This window comes from uncultured Bradyrhizobium sp., assembly GCF_947648125.1.
GTDB lineage: Bacteria > Pseudomonadota > Alphaproteobacteria > Rhizobiales > Xanthobacteraceae > Bradyrhizobium.
Window position 1 is genome coordinate 307,345 of sequence record NZ_CANSMR010000002.1, and the last position, 18,270, is coordinate 325,614.

Below are 18,270 nucleotides of genomic sequence, written 5' to 3' on the forward strand. Positions count from 1 at the left end.
CGACCTAGCCCGCGCGCGATGCCCGGCGCAGCGATTGCGGCGGCTGGCCGAAGGCGCGGATGAAGGCGCGGCGCATCCGTTCGGGATCGCGGAAGCCGGTGATCTCGGCGACGCGCTCGATCGCCTCGCCCGACGACTGCACGCGCTGCCGCGCAACTTCGATCCTCAGCCGCTCCACCGCTTTCGATGGCGTGGTGCCGGTCTCCGCGATGAAGGCGCGGGTGAAATGCCGCGAGCTCATCCCGGCCTTGTCGGCGAGGTCGTCGACCGTCAGCGGCGCGTCGAGATGCTCGCGCGCCCAGGCGAGCAGCGGCCCGAACCGGCCGTTCGGCGCCTTCAATTCCAGCAGCGAGGAAAACTGCGACTGCCCGCCGCTGCGCCGATGGTACAGCACGAGCTGCCGCGCGGTGTTCTGCGCGACCTCGTCGCCGTAGTCTTCGGTGATCATGGCGAGCGCGAGATCGATGCCGGCGGTGATGCCGGCCGAGCTCCAGATGTTGCCGTCACGGACGAAGATCTGGTCCGGCTCGAGCTTGACCTTCGGATAGGTCTTCACGAAGTGCGGCGTGCGCTGCCAATGCGTGGTGGCACGGCGGCCGTCGAGCAGGCCGGCCTCGGCCAGCACATAGGCACCCGAGCAGACGCTGGCGACGCGGATGCCACGGCTCGCCATCCGCCGCACGAATGACAGCGTGACCGGACAGGTCGCCGGCGTGCCCACGCCGTTGCCGCCCGCGATGATCAGCGTCGTGATCGCCGCCGAGGGCTTGAAGCCGCGCGCCAGCATCTCGACGCCGGATGAAGAGCGCACCGGCCCGGCCTTCACCGCGATCGTCCTGATCGCCGGCGGGTTGTTGGCGAACCGCGCCGCGATCTCGAACGCCGCGATCGGGCCGGCCGCGTCGAGCAGCTGGAAGTCGGGAAAGATCAGGATGCCGATCATCTGCCAAATCCTCGCAATGCCGGATCTTCGGAGGTGGCGGCCACGTCCGAAAATGAGGGAATTACGCCATTTTGGACAAGAGGCCATCATGGCATCGTGGTTCCGTCAAGCGCTATTTGGAGACCTCCGATGTCCGAACCCCTGCAGATTGGATTGCTCGTCTTCCCGAAGGTGACCCAGCTCGACCTCACCGGGCCGCTGCAGGTGTTCTCCTCGGTCCCCGGCGCCAAGGTGCATCTGATCTGGAAACGGATCGAACCCGTTCCGACCGACTCCGTCATGGTCCTGACACCGACCACGACCTTTTCCGACTGCCCGCAACTCGACGTGATCTGCGTGCCCGGCGGGTTCGGCACCGACGACATGGTCGGCGACGAGGAGATGCTCGCCTTCCTGCGCAAGCAGGCCGAGGGAGCGAAATACGTCACGTCGGTCTGCACGGGCTCGCTGGTGCTCGGCGCCGCCGGTCTGCTGAAGGGCTATCGCGCCACCACGCATTGGAGCGCGATCGATTTCCTGTCGGGCTTCGGAGCCATCCCGACCAAGACGCGCGTCTGCGTCGACCGCAACCGTTTCACCGGCGGCGGCGTTACCGCCGGCATCGATTTCGCACTGACGCTGGTGTCGGAGCTCGTCGATCGCAAGACCGCGGAAGCGATCCAGCTCAGGCTCGAATACAACCCGGCCCCGCCGTTCAATGCCGGCTCGCCCGATACGGCACCCGCCGAGATCCTCGCGTTCATGAAGGAGCGGATGGGACCGGCACACGCGCGCCGGGGCGAATTGATGCGCGGTGCCGCGGCACGGCTCGGCCAGGGGGCGTCCTGATCATTCCTCGCGACGATCGTCGTCGGCCGCGAGCGCAGAGCTTCAGGGGGCAACGGGCTCCAGTCCCCTGCTCCGTATCGCAGCAACCGCCATCGGCGAGTGCAGGAATGCGATCAGTTGCTCGGCGGCCTTCGGCTCGCTGGCGTTGGCGCTGATACCGACGCTGAACGTGGTGTAGTTCTGCAGCTCGTCTGGTAGCACCCCTGCGAGAGCAACGCCCTCGACACCCACGATGTTCGGCACGGTAATCACCGTGAGCTCCGCTTCGCCGCGCGCGACGGCATCGACCGGGCTCCGCCCTGTGACAGCCAAAAGCCTCGGCTTCACTTCGCCTTCAATTCCGAGGCGATCGAGCAAGCGAAGAAAATAGCTTCCGCTCACGCTGTCGCTCGAATAGGCGATCGTTGTCGCCGCCAGCAATGTTCGCTTGAGGTCATCGCGGGAGGCGACCTGAGGCTTCGGCGCACCCGCGCGAATCGCCACACCGGCAGCCGTGCGGGCGAAGTCCGATCGCGAACCCGCGGCGATCCTGCCCAGCCGCGCAAGATCATCGACCGCCGCAGGCAGCAAGACGGCGGCATCGAACCTCTCGCCCGCTTCGATCTGCCGCTTCAGCACCGGCACACCTTCAAAGGTCAGGACAAGCGTATGGCCGGTTGCGCGCGTGAACGCCGGTGCTAGCTCATTGAAGGCCCCCTTCATGGTCGGCGTGCTGAGAACGGTGACCTCGGCCGCGCCGCAGGCCGTGGCGCCCATCGCCAATACAAACGCCGTGGCCACGACGCGAATGTGCCCCATCACCATCTCCTGTGTATCGAGCGGGTCCGGGCCGAGAATTCAGGCCCGGAGCTGGAGTCAGCGCGAAAACAGGAGTATCCACAAGATCGATTATTCGACAGGCCGGTAGCCGTTTAGGTACGTCATATGCGCTGGGCCGACAGGGTTGGGCGTTCTCTCAAGCCTCGCGACCTCCACGTCTTCATGACGGTGGTCGAGGAGAGCAGCATGGCGAAGGCTGCCGAGCGCCTGGCGATCTCGCGGCCGGTGATCTCGCGCACGATCGCCAATCTCGAACACATGCTCGGCGTGACACTGCTCGACCGCACGGCTCGCGGCGTCGAGCCGACGCTGTTCGGCAAGGCGCTGCTCAAGCGCGGCACCGCGGTGTTCGATGAACTTCGGCAAAGCGTCGAGGAGATCGCGTTTCTTGCCGATCCCGAGGCGGGCGAGCTGCGCATTGCCTGCACCGAGGTGTGGGCCGCCGGCCTCGTGCCGGCAGCCATCGAGCGGCTGTCAAAGCGACTGCCGCGTCTGCGCGTCAGGCTGGAGCAAGGCACTGCGCTCCATCAGTTCAACCTGCTCCGGGAGCGTCAATGCGAAATCGTAATCTCGCGGCTGCTGACGGAGACGCCGGACTACGACATCGACATGCAGCCGCTGTTCTACGAGCCGCTGGCCATCGTCGCCGGCCCGCAAAGCCCCTGGTCGCGCCGCCGCAAGCTGACGCTGTCAGAGTTCGTCGACGCACCGTGGATCCTGTCGACGCTGGAAGTGGAGTCCGGCTCGCCGTTCGTCGAAGCATTCCGTGCCGCGAACCTGCCGATCCCCACCGCAACGATCTTCAGCAACTCGTTACACCTGCGCATCAGCCTGCTCGCCACCGGGCGCTACCTCACGCTCGTTCCGGGCTCGGCGCTACGATTCGGCCCCGGAGCTGCTCTGCTCAAGGCGTTGCCCGTTGCATTGCCGCGATGGCATCTGCCGACGGCGATTTTCACCCTGAAGGGCCGGATGCTGAGCCCGGTCGCGCAAGTGTTTGCCGATTGCGTTCGCGAGGTTGCGAGGCCGTTTGCCCAAAGCAAGGGGGCGCCCTGACGCCTTCAGCCCGTCCTGCGAAAGAAAAAGGCCGCCCGGTTTCCCGAGCGGCCCTTCCTGTCTCACGGCAGCCTCACATTTGCGGGCGATTTCCGGACGTCTGCACCGGGGGCCTATCTCCCGGCCGCATCCAACTCGGAGGCCGCTGCTCATCGGGACAGTCGCGATCTGGAGCCCGATCCGACGCGATGGTTCCCCATCTCCGTAAGATGGCTTCATTGAGCCGCGAAGGCGCGCACAGCGCAAGCGGACAGCATCGGATGCGGCGCACCTGTCCCCGCTGTTACCGTTGTCCACAGGCACGCACTTGCGTTGCCACAGGCGAGCGTGCGCTGCACGCGCGGCGTTACGCACGCGCGTGGCAGAAACAACAATGCGTGAAGCTCAGCTTCCCGGCGTCCAGGCGTGATAGTCGCCGGTCGCCTTGGGGCGGCGGCCGCTCGCCAGCGTCGAGCCGGATGGACGGTAAGCCTGCGCGGTGCCGGTCATATTCGGCAGATGCGGCTTTTCCCATTCCCGCGGCGCGTACTTGTCCTCGGTCGGGGGCACATCGACCGTGTGATGCAGCCAGCCGTGCCAGCCGGCCGGGATCCGGGACGCTTCGGCATAGCCGTTATAGACCACCCAGCGGCGCTCGAAATGCAGCGTCGGATCGATCTCGCCGCCCTTGGTCCGGTAGTAGCGATTGCCCTGCTCGTCCTCGCCGACCAGCTCGCCGTAGCGCGAGGTCCAAAACTGCGTGCCAAAGGTCTGGCCGTTCCACCAGGTGAAGAATTTCAGCAGGAATTGTTTCATGCGCGGCCGGTCGGTTCGAGGCAGTCTGGCTCTGATGCCACCTGAATCTCCAAATGTCCAGCCGCCGCCAAGGTAGCCGGACACTCCCGGAATAAACCCGGGTTGCGGGCCCTTGGGCGGCCAAATGACGCGGTCACGATGAGTTTTGTTCACCTGCCATACATGCGCCGCCGGTCAAGCAAAGATGACGGACAATCAATGTGGAACGCGGGAACGTCCAACCGCAGAGATGGTTAGACATTGTCCGTTTTGATGGAGTCCAAAATGATCAATATGAAGGTTCTGAGCACCGCCGCGGCGCTGGCGCTTGCGCTGCCGTTGGCTGTGGCGCCGACCGTTTCGTTCGCCCAGTCTGCCGCACAGATGGGGGCGATGGGCGGTGGCGGTGGTGCACGCGGCGGCGGCGGCGGTGGCGGTGGCCATGTCGGCGGCGGCGGTGGTGGCTTTGGCGGCGGCCGTGGTGCTGCGATGGGCGGTGGCGGCGGCTGGCAAGGCGGTGGTGGCGGCGGCCACTGGGCCGGTGGCGGCGGCGGTGGTTGGCACGGCGGCGGTGGCGGCTGGCACGGCGGCTATCACCGTGGCGGCGGCTTCTGGCCGGGCGCGGTTGCCGGTGCAGTCGTCGGCGGTGCCCTCGCCTCGGGCGCGTATTACGGCTCCGGCTATTACGGCTATGGCCCGGGATACTATGACGACAGCTACGGCTATTACGACGACAGCGCGCCTGTCGCCGTGGAGGCCGCGCCAGGCGGCGATGCGAGCTACTGCGCGCAGCGCTACAGGTCCTACGATCCGGCCTCGGGCACCTATCTCGGCTTTGACGGCCTGCGGCACCCCTGCCCGTAATCACGGCCTGAATGTTTGAAGGCATGATCCGGAAAAGTGTGAAGCGGTTTTCCCTCGCGACAAACGCGGAACGCGTTTGCGCGGAGATCATGCCCAGAAGCTAAAGGGCGGCGGCAACGCCGCCCTTTTTCATGTCCGCAACGCTACCCCGACGGCGGCGAACGTCACCACCAGCGCCGCGATGTCGCTCGTGCTGAGCGGCTCGCGCAGCATGGCCGCGGCCGCCAGCACGCCGACGACAGGCACCAGCAGCGTGCCGATCGACGCGGTCGCCGCCGGCAGCCGCTCCAGCGCCGCGAACCAGCAGACATAGCAAAGGCAGAACTGGATCAGCGTCATGTAGACCATCGACGCCCAGCCGAACTGCGACAGCGCGGCAAGCTGCGGCTGCTCGATCAGGACGCCGGCGATCGCGATCGGCACGCAGCCGATCGCGAGCTGCCAGGCTGCGAGCGACAGCGGCGGCATCGCGAGCTTGAAGGACTTGGTCAGCACCGTGCCAAGCCCGACGCAGAGCGCGCCCGCGAGCGCGAACAGGATGCCCGGCAGCTTGCCGAGGCTCGCGTCGAGACCGCCGCCGCCGATCAGCGCGGCGATCCCAACCAGCGCCACGCCAAGCGCGAGCGCACGCGGCAGCGACACGCGCTCGCCGAGCACCGGCCAGGCCACCAGCGCGACCCACACCGGGATCGAGATCCCGAGCACGGCCGCCTCGCTGGCCCGCAGCCAGATCAGCGCCAGGCCCATCGACGCGACCCAGCCGCCGATCGACAGCGTCGACACCAGCGCAAGCCGCAACCACATGCCGTCGGGGACACGCAGCCTCTCGCCGCGTACGACCGCCACCAGACCGAGCGCGATCGCGCCGACCACGCCGCAGAGCCCGCGCGACGACAGCGGCGGCCACTCCGTGAGCAGGAACTTCATGATCGGGAAATTGAGGCCCCAGCCGGTCGACGCGACCACGAGGAATGCGAGGCCGAGCGGTGACAGCGGGGCGCGGCCGGCGACTGGAACTGCGGTCATGGACCCGTCGTAATATGGGCGGACAAATACAAGTGATGGTGTCAGGGCTAGCTGGAAATCCGCTTGTCAGCAAACAGCATATGCATTCTATGATACAGACTTTCCGTCTAGGTTCCGCCTTAATCGGCAGACAGGCCAAGCGAGTCGCCGGCACGCGAGGCCGCAGATAGAGGATGCATCGTGCCGAGCGTTCTCGTGGTCGATGACGACCCGATGGTGTGCGTCGCCATCGAGGTGTGTTTGCAGCGCCAGGGCTTCGACGTCACCGTCGCGGATGGCGGTGAAGCGGGCATGCGCGCGCTGGACAAGGCGTCGTTCGACGTCATGCTGGTCGACGTCTTCATGCCGCATATGCGCGGATTCGAGGCGATCCGCGTCTTCCACGAGCGTGCGCCGCATATTCCCGTGATCGCGATGTCGGGCTATGCCTTCGCCAATGCCGACCGTGCGCCGGATTTCCTGCGGATGACGATCGAACTCGGCGCGTCGGCCTGCCTGCGCAAGCCGTTTACCCCGCAGGCGCTGATTGCCGCCGTTAACGAATGTCTTGCGAAGTCCGCTCCTTCTGCTCGTCTTTCCAAATAATTGCTCGTACTAATCGTCGATGGCTTCCCAGCGTCTCATCCTCGGCAGCGGCCTTGCGATCCTCCTCGTCATCAGCGCGGCGTCGATCGGGCTGGATGTCAAGTCGCGCAGCGAGATTGATTCGGTCGACCGCACCCTCAGAATCCTCAAATGCATTTCGGATGCGCGTCCGCTGCCGCGGGGCGTCGAGAGCGCGGCGCGCGGCTTCGCGCTGACCGGCGACGCCTCCTTTGCCGACGAATTCCGCCAGCAGAGCACCGCCCTCACCGCCGCCTTCGACGAATTGATGGCTGCGGTGAAGTCGGCCCCGGAAGAAGGGCAGCTGATCGCGGGCACCAGAGGACAGGTCGAGCGCGCCATTGCGGTCGGTGCCGAACTGATCAGGCTGCGCACGGCGGGCGACATGGCCGGGGCCGCGGCGCTGATCTCCGCGGACGAGAGCCGCGCGCTGATGGACAAGGTCGGTGCGGCGCTCGACCGCCTGGTCGCCGAGGAGCGCCGCCTGCTCGGGATTCGCACCGAACAGTCGAAGACCAATGGGCGGCTGTTGCTGGCGGTCGACCTTGCCGGCGTGGTGATGATCCTGCTGCTCGCGGTCGCGCTGACGCTGGCGGCCCGGCGTGCCAGCCGCGAACTGCAGGGCGCACTCAGCGCGACCAAGGCGACCAATCTGTCGCTCGAGGGCAAGGTGGCCGAACGCACCAAGGATCTCGGCGCCGCGCTCGAAGGGCTCCGCCGTTCCACCTCGGTGATGGAAACCACGTTCCGCAGCATGGCGGAGGCGGTGCTGGTGATCGACGGCGGCGGCACCGTGCTGCTCTCGAACCCGGCCGCCGAGAAGATGCTGCGCTACAAGCCGGGCATGACGGTCCGCCAGCTGCGCGCCATGAGCAACGTGTTCCAGGCCGACGGCCTCACGCCGATGCAGGCCAATGACATGCCCTCGGCCAAGGCGCTGCGCGGCGAGGAATTCGACGGGCTGGAATTCATCGCCAAGCCGATCCGGGGCGCCCCCGCAATGCACCTCGTGGTGTCGGGCCGGCCGCTGCGCGACGGCGACAACACCATCACCGGCGCAGCGCTGATCTATCACGACATCACCGCCTCGCGCGAAACCGAGCACAAGCTGCAACAGGCGCAGAAGCTCGACGCCATCGGCAAGCTGACCGGCGGCGTCGCGCACGACTTCAACAACATGCTGACGGTCATCACCGGCACCACCGAGACGCTGGTCGACAGCCTGCGCAGCCAGCCGAAGCTTGCGCAAACCGCCGAGCTGATCGACCGCGCCGCCGAGCGCTGCCGCGAGCTGATCCAGCATCTGCTGGCCTTCGCCCGCCGCCAGCCGCTGGAGCCGCGCACCGTCGACATCAACGGCACCGTGGTCGATATCGCCAAGCTGCTGCGGCCGACGCTCGGCGAGCAGATCGAGATCAGTTCGGTGCTCGCCTCCGACGTCGCCAGCGTCCATATCGATCCGTCGCAGCTTGCCAATTCGCTGCTCAACATGGCGATCAACGCCCGCGACGCGATGCCGAACGGCGGCAAGCTGTTGTTCGAGACCAGCAACATCGTGCTCGACGACGCCTATGCTGCTGTTAATCCCGACATCACGCCGGGCCGTTATGTGCTGCTCGCGGTCAGCGACACCGGCACCGGCATGTCGCACGCCGTGCAAGACAAGGTGTTCGAGCCGTTCTTCACCACCAAGGAGGTCGGCAAGGGCTCCGGCCTCGGCATGAGCATGGTGTACGGCTTCGTCAAGCAGTCCGGCGGCCATATCAAGATCTACAGCGAGGAAGGCCACGGCACCACGATCAAGCTCTATCTGCCCCCTGCCCGCGGCCAGGTCGAGGTCGAGGCGCCTGCGCCGGAGCCGGTGCGGCGCGGCAGCGAAGTCATCCTGGTCGTGGAAGACGACCAGCTGGTGCGCAACTACGTGGTCACGCAGCTTGGCGCCCTCGGCTACAAGACCATTGCCGTGCCCGACGCCCGCGCCGCGCTGGCGCTGGTCGACAAGGGCGAGAAGTTCGACCTCCTGTTCACCGACGTCATCATGCCCGGCGGCATGAACGGCCGCCAGCTCGCCGACGAGGTCGCCAAGCGTCGCCCCGGCATGAAGGTGCTCTACACCTCGGGCTATACCGAGAACGCGATCGTGCATCACGGCCGCCTCGATGAAGGCGTGCTGCTGCTGGCAAAGCCCTATCGCAAGGCGCAGCTCGCCAGCATGCTGCAGCAGGCGCTCGGCGAGTGATCAGCGCTACCTCGTCGCCAGCGCAACGCCGGCGAGCGTGAACAGCAGCGCTGTGATCTGGGTCGGCCCGAGCGGCTCGTGCAGCGCGACGGCGGAGGCAATGACGCCGATGACCGGCACCGCCATGGTGCCGATCGCCGCCACCGAGGCCGGCAGGCGGGCAAGCGCGGCGAACCAGGCGACATAGGCGACGCAGAACTGGATCAGCGTCGAATAGACCAGCAGCCACCAGCCGACCGTCGTGACGCGGTCAAGATGCGTGGTCTCGATCAACAGGCCGACGATTGCGATCGGCACGCAGCCGAGCCCGATCTGCCAGGCCGCGGCCGGGATCGGCGGCATCACCAGCGGGTATTTCTTCGCCAGCACCGTGCCGAGCGCAAAGCCGAACGCGCCGCCGAGCGCCATGATGATTCCCGGCAGCTTGTCCTTGCTCGCGGAAATGCCGTTGCCGCCCATGATCGCCGCGAGCCCCGCGAATGCCATCACGAGGGCGATGGTCCGCAGCAGCGTCGGCCGCTCACCGAGCACCGGCCAGGCCAAGAGCGACGCCCACACCGGCATGGTGTAGGCGATCAGCGCAGTCTCGCTCGCCGGCAGCCAGAGCAGCGCGAGCCCCATCAGCACCATCCAGCCGGAGACGTTGAGCGCCGCATACAGCACGAGTCGCGGCCACAGCCGGGCCTCGACATGCAGGCTCTGGGCACGGAGCAGCGCCAGCACGGCCAGCAGCACGGCGCCGATCACGCCGGTGATGCCGCGCAGGGTCAGCGGCGGCAGCTCGCTGAGCAGGAACTTGGTGGACGGCCAGTTGAATCCCCAGCCCACCGAGGTAATGGCGAGGAACATCAGGCCGGCGGGCGCAAGGCGCGGCCGCCCGTGAGGCTTCGGATCTGTCATGGAACCCGGCAAGGGTATGAAGAGCAAGGGTCTGAAGAGGAGTGAGTCGGCCGCACCTTGCCCGCGATTTTGTCGCCCGACCATCACGCCTCTGACATGCCTGATCCGTAGTTTGCCCGTAGGCCTACGTGAGTCCCCAAAATTCAATCCGCCACGGCGAATAAAATCTTCGCCTGTGAACAGCGGGGCGAAACTCCAATCCACAGGCGGAGCGAATTTTTTTGGCTTGGGAATCCCTGAGGACTCACCGATAGTTGGCTCGATCACAGGCGCGGCACCGACCCCTGTTATCCCCCTCCTTCCACCATATTTAGTGTTTGATTCAGAAACTCGTACTAGTCCTTGACGGGCGCAGCGGACATGGCCTAGCTTTCAACCTGTTCGGCGCGAGTGTGTTTGGGTCCCCGCCGGTCGCTCCCACAAGGGTTCCAAAATGACCACTCCGCCAGGCCTTCGGGCCGCGGGTGAAGGGCTTGTCTGCCCTGATTTTGGGCCGCTGTAGGGACGACAGAACGGGCCGAGAAGGACCCGGAAACAGAGGCCGTAACCGGCCCGCAAGAAGCGTACGCGTGACGTGTCGCGTGAGCGTTTGGGGCGTTGAATGCATGACCCGGAGGACCCGACCAGTCGGGCGCCGCCCCGGGATCATGCCGCCGCCGGGCCGGGTCACACCGGCGCCTGACGGATGAGAGAAACAGGCCGGATCCACCGGCTGAGCTGCGGACGACGGGAGGCGTGCCCACACGCGTTCCGAAGTCCGCGAACAGACAACATTCCGGCAACCTGCGAATAACGTGGGGCCGGGCAGAAGAAGAGACGGGGCTCGACCATGCGAATCGAACGACGCAACACCACCAGCGGACAGTCTCCCTATGCCGGGATCAATTTCCGCCTGACCACATCTGAGATCCGCAATCCGGACGGCTCGGTCGTGTTCCGCGCCGAGAACGTCGAGGTTCCGGAGTTCTGGTCGCAGGTCGCCTCCGACGTGCTAGCGCAGAAGTATTTCCGTAAAGCGGGCGTTGCTGCGCGCCTGAAGAAGGTCGAGGAAGAGACCGTGCCGTCCTGGCTGTGGCGTTCGGTGCCCGACACCGACGCACTCGCCACCCTGCCCGAGAACGAGCGCATCGTCGGCGAGACCAGCGCCAAGCAGGTGTTCGATCGCCTCGCCGGCTGCTGGACCTATTGGGGCTGGAAGGGCGGCTACTTCTCCACCGAAGAAGACGCCCTCGCCTTCTTCGACGAGCTGCGTTTCCAGCTCGCCAAGCAGATGGTCGCGCCGAACTCGCCGCAGTGGTTCAACACCGGTCTCCATTGGGCCTATGGCGTCGATGGTCCCGGCCAGGGCCACTACTACGTCGACTGGAAGACCGGCAAGCTCACCAAGTCGAAGTCGGCCTATGAGCATCCGCAGCCGCATGCCTGCTTCATCCAGGGCGTCGGCGACGACCTCGTCAACGAGGGCGGCATCATGGACCTCTGGGTGCGCGAGGCGCGCCTGTTCAAGTATGGCTCCGGCACCGGCTCCAACTTCTCCAGCCTGCGCGGCGAAGGCGAAAAGCTGTCCGGCGGCGGCCGCTCGTCCGGCCTGATGAGCTTCCTCAAGATCGGCGACCGTGCCGCGGGCGCGATCAAGTCGGGCGGCACCACTCGCCGCGCCGCCAAGATGGTCGTGGTCGATGCCGATCATCCCGACATCGAGACCTATATCGACTGGAAGGTGAAGGAGGAGCAGAAGGTCGCAGCGCTCGTCACCGGCTCCAAGATCAACCAGAAGCACCTCAAGGCCGTGATGAAGGCCTGCGTGAACTGCGAAGGTTCTGGCGACGACTGCTTCGATCCCGAGAAGAACCCGGCGCTGCGCCGCGAGATCAAGCTCGCGCGCCGCAACCTCGTGCCCGACAACTACATCAAGCGCGTCATCCAGTTCGCCAAGCAGGGCTACAAGGACATCCAGTTCGACATCTACGACACCGACTGGGATTCCGAGGCGTACCTCACCGTCTCCGGCCAGAACTCCAACAACTCGGTGTCGCTGAAGGATGATTTTCTGCGCGCAGTCGAGACCGATGGTGACTGGAATCTGGTCGGCCGCACCACGAAGAAGGTGACGAAGACGCTGAAGGCGCGCGACCTCTGGGAGAAGATCGGTTACGCCGCCTGGGCCTCCGCCGATCCCGGCCTGCACTTCAACACCACGATGAACGACTGGCACACCTGCAAGGCGTCCGGCGACATCCGCGCCTCCAATCCGTGCTCGGAATACATGTTCCTGGACGACACGGCGTGCAACCTCGCTTCGGCGAACCTGCTGACGTTCTACAGCACGACCACCAAGCGGTTCGACATCGAGTCCTACGAGCATCTCTGCCGGCTCTGGACCATCGTGCTCGAAATCTCCGTCATGATGGCCCAGTTCCCGTCGAAGGCGATCGCCGAGCTCTCCTACGAGTTCCGCACCCTCGGCCTCGGCTTCGCCAACATCGGCGGCCTGCTGATGACCATGGGCCTGCCCTATGACTCGAAGGAAGGCCGTTCGCTCTGCGGCGCGCTGACCGCCGTCATGACCGGCATCTCCTACAAGACCTCGGCCGAGATGGCGGCCGAGCTCGGCACCTTCCCGGGCTACAAGAAGAACGCGGCCCACATGCTGCGCGTGATCCGCAACCACCGCCGCGCCGCCCATGGCAACGCGTGCGGTTACGAGGCGCTCGCGGTCAACCCGGTGCCGCTCGATCACGCCTCCTGCCCGCAGGCCGACATCGTCGCGCATGCCAAGCTCGCGTGGGACGACGCGCTGGCGCTCGGCGAGGTCAACGGCTATCGCAATGCCCAGACCACGGTGGTGGCGCCGACCGGCACCATCGGCCTCGTGATGGATTGCGACACCACCGGCATCGAGCCTGATTTCGCGCTGGTGAAGTTCAAGAAGCTCGCCGGCGGCGGCTACTTCAAGATCATCAACCAGGCGGTGCCGGCGGCCTTGCGCGCGCTCGGTTATCGCGAAGCTGATATCGCCGAGATCGAGGCCTATGCCGTCGGCCACGGCTCGCTGTCGAATGCGCCCGGAATCAACGCCTCGACCCTCAAGGCAAAAGGCTTCACCGATGAAGCCATTGCCAAGGTCGAGAAGGCCCTGCCGACCGCGTTCGACATCAAGTTCGCCTTCAACAAGTGGACGTTTGGTGAAGACTTCATCCGCGACCAGCTCGGCATCGGCGCGGAAGCCATTGCCGCGCCGGGCTTCGACCTGCTCTCGGCGGTCGGTTTCTCGAAGCGCGAGATCGAGGCCGCCAACGTCCACATCTGCGGCGCGATGACGGTGGAGGGAGCGCCTCACCTCAAGGCAGACGATTATGCGGTGTTCGACTGCGCCAACCCCTGCGGCAAGATCGGCAAGCGCTATCTCTCGGTCGAGAGCCACATAAGGATGATGGCAGCCTCCCAGCCGTTCATCTCGGGCGCGATCTCCAAGACCATCAACATGCCGAACGACGCCACGGTGGAGGACTGCAAGTCCGCCTATTTGCTGTCGTGGAAGCTGGCGCTGAAGGCCAACGCGCTGTACCGCGATGGCTCAAAACTGTCGCAGCCGCTCAACTCGCAGCTCATCTCCGACGATGAGGACGAGGACGATGCGGTGGAAGCGCTCTACGAGAAGCCGATGGCGGCGCGTGCCGCCCAGGTCTCGGAGAAGATCGTCGAGAAGCTGGTCGAGCGCATCGTCGTGATGCGCGAGCGCGAGAAGATGCCGGATCGCCGCAAGGGCTACACCCAGAAGGCGGTGGTCGGCGGCCACAAGGTCTATCTCCGTACCGGCGAATATGACGACGGCCGGCTCGGCGAGATCTTCATCGACATGCACAAGGAAGGCGCGGCGCTGCGCTCCTTCATCAACAACTTTGCGATCGCCGTCTCGCTCGGTCTGCAATACGGCGTGCCGCTGGAAGAGTATGTCGACGCCTTCACCTTCACCCGCTTCGAGCCCGCAGGTCCCGTCCAGGGCAACGACTCCATCAAGTACGCGACCTCGATCCTCGACTATGTCTTCCGCGAGCTCGCGGTGAGCTATATGAGCCGCTTCGACCTCGCCCATGTCGATCCGAACGAAAGCGGCTTCGACGCGCTCGGCAAGGGCGTCGAGGAAGGCAAGGAGCCGGATGAGGCCCCCGCCCAGCACCAGGCGACGAAGTATGTGTCGAAGGGCCTGACCCGGTCGCGCACCGACAACCTCGTCGTCATGCGCGGCGGCTCGGCCGCGGTGAGCCAGAACGCCGACAACGCCCCCGCCGGCGGCAGCCGCGTCACGGCTCTCGCCCCGCACGGCGCCACCGCCCGCGGCGTCTCCGACACCATCGAAGGCGCGGTCGCCCTGAAGCAGGAAGTCAGCCACGACCTCTCGCCGACCGAGAAGCTCGAGGCCCTGAACTGGAGCAAGCCCGGCACCGCCGCAGCCGCAGCCCCGTCCAAGGCGGAGCGTCGCGCCGAAGCCAAGGCCAAGGGCTACGAAGGCGAGATGTGCTCGGAGTGCGGCAACTTCACGCTGGTGCGGAATGGCACGTGCATGAAATGCGATACTTGCGGCAGCACGACGGGGTGTTCGTGAGGCGAAACGACACGTGTGAAGTGCGCGGAAAGCTGTCCATTTCGTAACTTCCGTGTCCAGTAAAGCCAGACTTAGTTGCCTGAAGTAAACTGTTCTCGCCGGCAGTCTATCGACCGTCGGCGAGTTCGATTCGTAGCTCGCTCGGCTGCTTGTCCGGAGAGAAATCTAGTCAAGCAGCAACTGCCGATGAGGGTTCAGATGCCCCACTGCCAACCATCCGGCCAGCCAGTAGGACATCAATTTATCACCTCTACGGGTCTTACGAGTCGATCTTCGATACTTCCCAGTTCCAATCTGCATCAACTGGTCCGCCGGGATCATGTTGGCGGTCTGCTCCGCCGCTATCTCCTTGCTTCGCGTTCCAGCTGGCTCCACGCAACAGAAGAGTTGTTCCTCCTTGGCCATCCGAACAGGCTAGGCCGTTTGCGGTGGACGTAACACTATCACCCTGCGTGATGTTACTTATCTCGCGACCGGCTGGACTCTGGTCCTCCCAAGTCCGCGGCTCCTTCTTCAAATCGACCGCATATGCCTCGCCCGCGCCGTCAGTCAAAGAGACATGCAACACTGTAAAGGCCATGAGACGCCCCTTTTCAAATCTCTCAATTCTCACAATGCAACGACAATGATTACGAATGTGACGCACACAAGGAGGGAGCGCCGTCATGCTCTCGCCCTAGTCCGCGGCTGCCCTCCATTATTTTCCATTCGGGAACGGAGGAGTGAAGTTGTAGCATGTGAATACTACATCAACGTAGCCACACTGATTGCCCGATCGACTGTTAAAAGCCGTCCAAGAGTGACGGAACGAGTCCATTGCCTTCTCGCAAAAGAGACGTGCACGCGCCTCGAAATCTCGTTGGTCACAGCTTAGATGATTTTGATCATAGGGTTGCCCGCATGATCCTGGATTCTCCCCGGCACATGCGTAAACGTACGACGGAACGACGTTGTACGTAATCGTGGGCGGGACAATAGTAGCGACCACGTCCGTGTATTCCTGATCCTGCTCGTCCTTGCCGAGGCACTCAAAAAACAATCTGCACCGGACCTGATCAGTTCTTTCAATCCAATATCGGTACAACGCCTGCGCGAAAGTCCTCTGACGCAGCGGAGTTCCCGACGCGCCACTGAAATCCGTGATTATTTTCAGGTCCTTTTCTGAAACGCCATCAAGTGGAAGCGGCAATGTGATCCAGAAGCGAAAATCATTGAAGTTCTTCAGGTCATTTTTTACTTTCTTAGAGACCAATGCCTCACAATTCTTTTGGTGCGTCCCAAGCTCGCGAAGGCGCTCTCGTCGGCTTGGCGTATTTCCCGATACCGGAGGCGCTTTGCAGTCGGGGCCATCAAGTATCTTCAGCAACTGATCAACCTGGTCCATTTCGTTCCGGACGAGGTCGCTTGTCTCGCCAAGGTTGTCCTCCCTCAACTGGTGAGCATAGTCGAAAAGATACTTATCTCCCTTAACTCCGTCGTCTCTGAAATAGTTCTCACGCATGTTTCTCACTTCGTAGAGTATGGACTGCAACCGCTGGAAGTATCTGGTTGCGCGTTGCCGCATATCGGACGTGTCCAACATATAGAGGGCGGGCCAATTTGGCAGCTCCGAGTAGGGAATCAGATTTACATAGAGGGCACGCGGTCCATCCTTTTCTTCGCCCATAAAGGTTTGCACTTTTTTCCTGACTTCATCCAAATTTGTAGGAACAGTTGTGAATATCCCGCCCTGTTGCACAAACTCGATATCCAGAGAGTGTTTCTTTATGAGATCGTCGATCTTTGTGCTGAAGCTGCCGGAAGCTCCGCCACTGAAGACGTCTCCGATACCTGCCGACGCCTTAGCCGATGTCTCTAGATCAACTTTGTCCTCGGTTGTCAGATCATGCGCATGAAGCATCACGTACAAATCCGCGCCCTTCCCTATCGTTGCAACATAGCCGTCCCCGCACTTGTCGCGAAACGCCTCTCCGTCTGTCGCAGCTAACTTAGCCATGTCGGATCGAAGCAGGATGCCATTGGCTTTCGGTCCTGCGTAGACGATGCCATTGGTCGCAGATTCGTGTGCGATGAACGTGGTATCGCTAGTTGACATGTGATGCGACGCGTTCAGCGAGAATTTGGCTTCACCTGAGGCTTTTACTACCTCAATGGTCGCTTTTGCGGACACATCAAATGACGTATTCAGGCTGATGTCTAAGGTTTCCTCGTCAACAGTCTGCTGAATTCTCGAGTCAACCGTCTGATACTTATCGTCATGCACTGCATTAAATTCGACGCAGGACATAAGCTTCTTCTGATTTGATAGAAAATCCCATCCGTAGCCCAACTCCGCGCCGTCTCCGCTTGGATATGCGACCGTGCGGCGACTGAAGAGGTTTGCAAACGTGGGATCTTGCGCAGCCAACGCAGCCTCTGTGGTCCCGACCTTTGTACCGAAGAGATTCTTTCGATCTGCCTCCGATGGACTTGGGGGATTGCGCAGCTTAATAGCTGGTTGGTTGTACGGCGCTTGCGTGGATGGCCGCACTGGACCGCTGGGATAGTTTGCTTCCCACGCATCGGCCCCGGAAAAAGAAGAGAGCAGTACGACGAACAGAACAATTGACATTGCCAAGCGTTGCATGATCCCACCCATCTTTGCGTCATGACGATTGAAACAAATCAGTACTGCTGAGCGCACATAGGCAAGGTCTTCGCCTACTTTTTGCTTGCTCGGTCAACGGAGGGCATAGGCGGACACGTAATGCTCGCTCCAATATCACTGTTGGAACCGTTGACCTTCGTCGACCATATGGCGGATGGCGGATTAGTGCTGAGAACACAGACCATCGCAGACGAGAGGTCTTTTTGAATTTGTGGACAAAGCTGCGCTCCAATCGAATACAGTTGCCCCTCGAAGAAGCAGTATCGACTGAGGTCGCTTGGTAGGTTCTGCGAATGCGCAGGCGCAGCAATTAAAGCCAATGAAAGCAATAGCAAGTTGTTAAGCCGCAACATTCGCACCTCCCCAAGAACGGTTCAGTAGATCGTTTCGAATGTAACTTCCGTCAGTTTTAATTCTTATTCTTCAACCGAGCGATCGCCCGTTCGATAGCACCGCGATTGGCACCTTTCGCTACAAACGACGCGTTCATGCGCGGTGTGGCTCGTGCACTCTTTCCTTCACCGGTGCACGTCGTGGAGCAGCAATGATCTCCGCACTCCCCACTTTCGTCATAGAGCGCAACGCACCCTTGGCCCGGCTTGCAGGTGATGGTGCAATCATCATGACCGGGTGCCGTGCAAGTACAATCAGGATCACCGGACTGTTTGCATTCGGCGCTAGCGGGACTTGCAAACATGAGGCATGCAAAAATGATTGAAAAGACAGCGGCATGCATCAGGAATGCTCCACTGAAGAAATTTCATACAATATCTAACGATAACGGGCGAACGAGGCGTTCGTCAACCTCTGGTTCATACAATTCGACGTTGAGCCGTCAATCCGGCGCTCTGGGCCGGCTGCTTCCCTATAACGGCTATCGCTGCCAACTGCGGCCGCCCCGGTCTGGCCCATTAGCCCCCGCTCCTGTCCGCAGGCATACTGAGTCCAACTGGGCAGCCTATTCT

The 18,270-nt window shown here is 63.3% G+C and carries 12 protein-coding genes; 6 read left to right on the top strand and 6 right to left on the bottom strand.

Annotated elements, in window-relative coordinates; genetic code table 11:
• Positions 1 to 4: 4 nt before the first annotated feature.
• Positions 5 to 943 carry a GlxA family transcriptional regulator gene (locus Q0030_RS04980; RefSeq protein WP_298363598.1) on the bottom strand — a complete coding sequence of 313 codons (939 nt, stop codon included), beginning with the start codon at positions 941 to 943 and terminating at the stop codon, positions 5 to 7.
• Positions 944 to 1,072: 129 nt separating this feature from the next.
• Between Q0030_RS04980 and Q0030_RS04985 the strand changes: the two genes are divergently transcribed.
• On the top strand, positions 1,073 to 1,771 hold the full coding sequence (locus Q0030_RS04985) for a DJ-1/PfpI family protein (RefSeq protein WP_298363599.1): 699 nt from the start codon (positions 1,073 to 1,075) through the stop codon (positions 1,769 to 1,771).
• Positions 1,772 to 1,813: 42 nt separating this feature from the next.
• On the opposite strand, the gene Q0030_RS04990 is transcribed toward Q0030_RS04985, so the two are convergent.
• Positions 1,814 to 2,575, bottom strand: a complete 762-nt coding sequence (locus tag Q0030_RS04990; protein WP_298363602.1) for a substrate-binding domain-containing protein — start codon at positions 2,573 to 2,575, stop codon at positions 1,814 to 1,816.
• A gap of 120 nt (positions 2,576 to 2,695) precedes the next feature.
• On the opposite strand from Q0030_RS04990, the gene Q0030_RS04995 reads away from it, so the two are divergent.
• On the top strand, positions 2,696 to 3,646 hold the full coding sequence (locus tag Q0030_RS04995) for a LysR family transcriptional regulator (RefSeq protein WP_298363603.1): 951 nt from the start codon (positions 2,696 to 2,698) through the stop codon (positions 3,644 to 3,646).
• 384 nt (positions 3,647 to 4,030) lie between these two features.
• Here the strand turns inward: Q0030_RS04995 and Q0030_RS05000 are convergent, their stop codons facing one another.
• Positions 4,031 to 4,441: an NADH:ubiquinone oxidoreductase subunit NDUFA12 gene (locus tag Q0030_RS05000; protein WP_298363605.1), complete on the bottom strand. Its 411-nt coding sequence runs from the start codon at positions 4,439 to 4,441 to the stop codon at positions 4,031 to 4,033.
• 264 nt (positions 4,442 to 4,705) lie between these two features.
• Between Q0030_RS05000 and Q0030_RS05005 the strand changes: the two genes are divergently transcribed.
• A complete protein-coding gene (locus Q0030_RS05005) occupies positions 4,706 to 5,284 on the top strand; it encodes a BA14K family protein (protein WP_298363609.1) in 579 nt (192 codons plus the stop codon).
• A gap of 129 nt (positions 5,285 to 5,413) precedes the next feature.
• On the opposite strand, the gene Q0030_RS05010 is transcribed toward Q0030_RS05005, so the two are convergent.
• Complete coding sequence (locus Q0030_RS05010; protein ID WP_298363612.1) at positions 5,414 to 6,310, bottom strand: DMT family transporter; 897 nt, start codon at positions 6,308 to 6,310, stop codon at positions 5,414 to 5,416.
• Positions 6,311 to 6,490: 180 nt separating this feature from the next.
• Between Q0030_RS05010 and Q0030_RS05015 the strand changes: the two genes are divergently transcribed.
• Together Q0030_RS05015 and Q0030_RS05020 are read left to right on the top strand one after the other, a co-directional pair.
• Entirely contained in the window at positions 6,491 to 6,895 is a 405-nt protein-coding gene (locus tag Q0030_RS05015; protein WP_092113679.1) for a response regulator, read from the top strand.
• Between the two features lie 19 nt (positions 6,896 to 6,914).
• Complete coding sequence (locus Q0030_RS05020) at positions 6,915 to 9,152, top strand: CHASE3 domain-containing protein (protein ID WP_298363614.1); 2,238 nt, start codon at positions 6,915 to 6,917, stop codon at positions 9,150 to 9,152.
• A gap of 6 nt (positions 9,153 to 9,158) precedes the next feature.
• Here the strand turns inward: Q0030_RS05020 and Q0030_RS05025 are convergent, their stop codons facing one another.
• Complete coding sequence (locus Q0030_RS05025; protein ID WP_298363616.1) at positions 9,159 to 10,052, bottom strand: DMT family transporter; 894 nt, start codon at positions 10,050 to 10,052, stop codon at positions 9,159 to 9,161.
• 829 nt (positions 10,053 to 10,881) lie between these two features.
• On the opposite strand from Q0030_RS05025, the gene Q0030_RS05030 reads away from it, so the two are divergent.
• A complete protein-coding gene (locus Q0030_RS05030; RefSeq protein WP_298363618.1) occupies positions 10,882 to 14,658 on the top strand; it encodes a vitamin B12-dependent ribonucleotide reductase in 3,777 nt (1,258 codons plus the stop codon).
• Between the two features lie 697 nt (positions 14,659 to 15,355).
• Here the strand turns inward: Q0030_RS05030 and Q0030_RS05035 are convergent.
• Positions 15,356 to 17,296, bottom strand: a complete 1,941-nt coding sequence (locus Q0030_RS05035) for a hypothetical protein (RefSeq protein ID WP_298363620.1) — start codon at positions 17,294 to 17,296, stop codon at positions 15,356 to 15,358.
• Positions 17,297 to 18,270 lie beyond the last annotated feature (974 nt).